The sequence below is a fragment of the Acinetobacter sp. YH12151 genome (genome assembly GCF_013418355.1).
Classification (GTDB): domain Bacteria; phylum Pseudomonadota; class Gammaproteobacteria; order Pseudomonadales; family Moraxellaceae; genus Acinetobacter; species Acinetobacter pseudolwoffii.
On sequence record NZ_VPCG01000094.1, the window covers coordinates 1 to 4,200 of the forward strand.

At 50.4% G+C, this 4,200-nt stretch carries 4 protein-coding genes and 1 pseudogene; 3 read left to right on the top strand and 2 right to left on the bottom strand.

Translation table 11 applies throughout. From position 1 onward, the window contains the following. Positions 1 to 144 precede the first annotated feature (144 nt). From sul2 to FTU82_RS15760, 3 genes are all read left to right on the top strand, one after another. The gene (gene sul2, locus FTU82_RS15750; protein ID WP_001043260.1) at positions 145 to 960 is read left to right on the top strand and encodes a sulfonamide-resistant dihydropteroate synthase Sul2; all 816 of its coding nucleotides are present in this window, start codon (positions 145 to 147) and stop codon (positions 958 to 960) included. An 86-nt stretch (positions 961 to 1,046) separates the two neighbouring features. Next, entirely contained in the window at positions 1,047 to 1,295 is a 249-nt protein-coding gene (locus tag FTU82_RS15755; RefSeq protein WP_071830581.1) for a phosphoglucosamine mutase, read from the top strand. Between the two features lie 61 nt (positions 1,296 to 1,356). Next, entirely contained in the window at positions 1,357 to 1,821 is a 465-nt protein-coding gene (locus tag FTU82_RS15760; RefSeq protein WP_071830580.1) for an ATP-binding protein, read from the top strand. Positions 1,822 to 1,894: 73 nt separating this feature from the next. Here the strand turns inward: FTU82_RS15760 and mph are convergent, their stop codons facing one another. Together mph and FTU82_RS15770 are read right to left on the bottom strand one after the other, a co-directional pair. Next, positions 1,895 to 2,782 carry an Mph(E)/Mph(G) family macrolide 2'-phosphotransferase gene (gene mph / locus FTU82_RS15765; RefSeq protein WP_071830579.1) on the bottom strand — a complete coding sequence of 296 codons (888 nt, stop codon included), beginning with the start codon at positions 2,780 to 2,782 and terminating at the stop codon, positions 1,895 to 1,897. 668 nt (positions 2,783 to 3,450) lie between these two features. Continuing rightward, positions 3,451 to 4,200, bottom strand: a pseudogene (locus tag FTU82_RS15770) (IS91-like element ISVsa3 family transposase); the annotation flags it as partial.

Sequence of the window (4,200 nt, forward strand, 5' to 3'; positions counted from 1 at the left end):
TGTTCCATTTTAGAGATTTGTTTAAGATAAGATATAACTCATTGAGATGTGTCATAGTATTCGTCGTTAGAAAACAATTATTGTGACATTATTTCAATGAGTTATCTATTTTTGTCGTGTACAGAGATTATTATAGAAGCCCCCATGAATAAATCGCTCATCATTTTCGGCATCGTCAACATAACCTCGGACAGTTTCTCCGATGGAGGCCGGTATCTGGCGCCAGACGCAGCCATTGCGCAGGCGCGTAAGCTGATGGCCGAGGGGGCAGATGTGATCGACCTCGGTCCGGCATCCAGCAATCCCGACGCCGCGCCTGTTTCGTCCGACACAGAAATCGCGCGTATCGCGCCGGTGCTGGACGCGCTCAAGGCAGATGGCATTCCCGTCTCGCTCGACAGTTATCAACCCGCGACGCAAGCCTATGCCTTGTCGCGTGGTGTGGCCTATCTCAATGATATTCGCGGTTTTCCAGACGCTGCGTTCTATCCGCAATTGGCGAAATCATCTGCCAAACTCGTCGTTATGCATTCGGTGCAAGACGGGCAGGCAGATCGGCGCGAGGCACCCGCTGGCGACATCATGGATCACATTGCGGCGTTCTTTGACGCGCGCATCGCGGCGCTGACGGGTGCCGGTATCAAACGCAACCGCCTTGTCCTTGATCCCGGCATGGGGTTTTTTCTGGGGGCTGCTCCCGAAACCTCGCTCTCGGTGCTGGCGCGGTTCGATGAATTGCGGCTGCGCTTCGATTTGCCGGTGCTTCTGTCTGTTTCGCGCAAATCCTTTCTGCGCGCGCTCACAGGCCGTGGTCCGGGGGATGTCGGGGCCGCGACACTCGCTGCAGAGCTTGCCGCCGCCGCAGGTGGAGCTGACTTCATCCGCACACACGAGCCGCGCCCCTTGCGCGACGGGCTGGCGGTATTGGCGGCGCTGAAAGAAACCGCAAGAATTCGTTAACTGCACATTCGGGATATTTCTCTATATTCGCGGTTCAGCAGGCATGTCCCCTTTGAGGGCGACCCGACGACAGGATAATCGACCTTATGGTGCGCAAATATTTCGGCACAGACGGTATTCGTGGCAAAGCCAACGAAGGCGCGATGACGGCGGAAACCGCCTTGCGCGTCGGCATGGCGGCTGGCCGTGTCTTTCGTCGCGGTGACCACCGCCATCGTGTCGTGATCGGCAAGGATACGCGCCTGTCGGGCTATATGCTTGAACCCGCGCTCACAGCCGGTTTCACCTCGATGGGCATGGACGTATTCCTTTTTGGCCCGCTGCCGACAACGTAATAGGAAGAATAAACGCCCTTTTCACCCAAGTCCAAATTAATTTGCCGATTCCATAATCAGGGTGTATTACAATTCCATAGAGTTTTTCAATCCAGGTGGTTTAGCTGATAACTTAACGATTGATCAGCTTCTTCGTGAAGATTACTCGCCATGGGCGCGCAATAAAAGGATATCTGCCACGTTCAAAGAAGCGCATTTTATTGAAAAATATGGGTCAGGCATCAAACGAATCCAAGAAGGCTTCGCATCCTATGGTCTGCGTCCCCCTGTCTTTGAAAATTTCCAGCACGGTTTTCGAGTTATTGTCTCATCAAAGCTACTTTTCGAATCTAATGAGGGAGTAAGTGAGGGAGTAAATCTACTATTTAATCAGATAAGAACTAATCCAGGAAAGCGTGCACCATTTTTAGTAAACGAGCTATTAGTTCCTGTCAAGATAGTAGAGCGGTGGCTCAAAATCTTAAGAGATGATCATAAAATCGAGTTTCGAGGAGCTCCTAAAAGTGGAGGATACTGGCTAAAATAGAAATCAATGATACTCTTAAGTGGCACCAATCGAACTCCTATTTTAGCATTTAAAAAAGTATCCTCACATCATTTTATTGAACAATACCTAAGGCTGCTCTGGCGGCATTGATATGATTATCGTCGTTGCACTCTACCGCAAAAGCGCCATATGCTAATGGAGCTGCAGCAGCCCTCTCTATAGATTGTTCGTAGAGCCTATCCCATATCGTTCCGCCTTGTTTAGCATACTCCGTTATCAAACTCTTCAGGCTATCCTCTCCAAAAACCGATACGTGACCAGAAAAGTCCAGTGCAGGATCACCCATATGCGCAGTAGACCAATCTATGATACCAGAGGTCTTACCTTCCTTCGAGGTTAAGACATGCCCTGCATAGAGATCGCCATGGATGAAACAAGTGAATTCAGGCCACAAAGGGTCATTGTCCAACCATCTACGGTATCTGTTTTCCAACGGCTCGCTGATACCTATCTCAGATTTCACCAAGTGGATACGGTCAGCTATTTCGGTCCTCAATTCACTTGGAGTCATTATTTTCAAGTTGCTCTTTCTCACATCGTCAGCTGTAATACGATGTAATTCGGCCAATGATTTTGCCAGAGACTCCACATAAGCTATGCTATCGCGATCTATGTTCCAAGAAACCTCATGTGTTATCGCATCGAATGTCAGAGCAGGCGCATCCTCCAGTAAAGGGTAGGCTATTAGGCGCTCCGATACAATTTTCCAATCAGGGACATTGATCGACAGGTTTCTTTTGGCTAAATCCAATATTCTACTTTCATTTTCGATTTGTTCAAGCATATCGCTTCTTCGAGGTATACGGAGTACCCAGTTCTCACCGTTTACTTCCTTTACAAAGGCAACTCTAAAGTCGATGCCCATCTCATTGACGCTCATCTCTTCCGAAATTCTCAGCCCATGCTCTAGGGCTAATGTTTGCATATCTTCGATTGTCATTTCTATACTGTTTTCTTTTATTAAATTGGTACCAGTTCCCCCGACAGGACATTCTGAATGTCATATACAGGTGTAACACTTTACCCATATTCTTTTCGTATGGATAACACTTCCCATCAGGGAACAAAAATCTGATACATGAATTAATTGTGAGACAGTAGACCTACTGTCGCATTGAAGCCATCTCGGCGACTATTTGATTAGGAAAACCAAGGCTTTGCCATCATAGCCTTATCATAGAAGTATAACATAGTTGTAAAGATAGAAAATTATTTTTTATTCATCCATGATGTTATTATTTTATAATAACATCATCTAAACATGTCCTGTCGCTCTTTTGTGCTGTGATATTTCATACCTATTAACTGCTTTCGTTTGAATTATACGACGTTCTACTCACAATAGGGCAAGGGTTACTCATTCCGTAGGATGCGGTTCACGTATAGGAAGAATAAACGCCGTTTTTCTCCAAGTCCAGCCACTGTAGACCGCGAATGACGGCCTGCTTTGCCAGTGGGTGATTCTGAATCCGGCCCGTGTAGCCATCGATCCCGCCGAAAATTTACCCGTTTTTCCCGACAGCCGGGGCCAACCCAAGCCGCCGGCATAACGCATCCCTGCCGCGGCTGAATTACCGCAGCATCGTGATCGGAATCGTTTGGGACGGGTCAGTCAAACAGACCCAGGAGCAGCTCAGCCGGTGGCGCCCGGCTTTCGGGTAACGCCCTGGTCCCGCTGGTTTCGGCTTTGTGCTTCAGGTGATCAAGGATCTGCTTGATCACTATAGGGTCTTCAATGCAGGCGATGACTTTCATGGCGCCGCCGCAGCCGCTGCAGGTCTCGATGTCGATATTGAAAACACGCTTGAGCCGTTGCGCCCATGTCATCGACGCTCGCCGTTGTGCTGGTGTTGCCGGTTCATCAGCCACCCTGACCTTGTTGCCCCTGCCCCGTTTTGCCGGCGTGACCAACGCCCGGTGCCGACTGTTGGGTGCGAACACCCCGTGGAAGCGGGTTAGGTTGACTCTGGGCTTCGGTACCAGGGCGGCCAGCCTTGCAATGAAATCCAATGGTTCGAAAATGACGTGCGTGGTGCCGTCCCGGTACGGCGTCTTGAGCTGGTAGCGCACGTTGCCGCCTCGTGTTAACGACAGCCGCTTCTCGGATACCGCCGGGCGGCTGATGTACCGGCACAGCCGTTCGAGCTTCTTGCGTTCATCGGCCCTGGCCGCCACGCCGGCGTGCAGGCTGGACCCGGCTACCTTGCCAATCCCGTCACCGAACGGATCACCACTGGTCGGCAGAGTTTGCAAAGTGAACACCTTTCGCCCCGCCTGTGAACCGACAGCGATACGGTAAGTGATCGAGTGCCCCAGCAGGGGTGTCATCGGGTCGTCATCCACCGCATCCGAGGCCAG

Coding starts and splice junctions, on each gene's coding strand:
- sul2 (WP_001043260.1), top strand. CDS start 145: ATGAATAAATCGCTCATCATTTTCGGCATCGTCAACATAACCTCGGAC.
- FTU82_RS15755 (WP_071830581.1), top strand. CDS start 1,047: ATGGTGCGCAAATATTTCGGCACAGACGGTATTCGTGGCAAAGCCAAC.
- mph (WP_071830579.1), bottom strand. CDS start 2,782: ATGACAATCGAAGATATGCAAACATTAGCCCTAGAGCATGGGCTGAGA.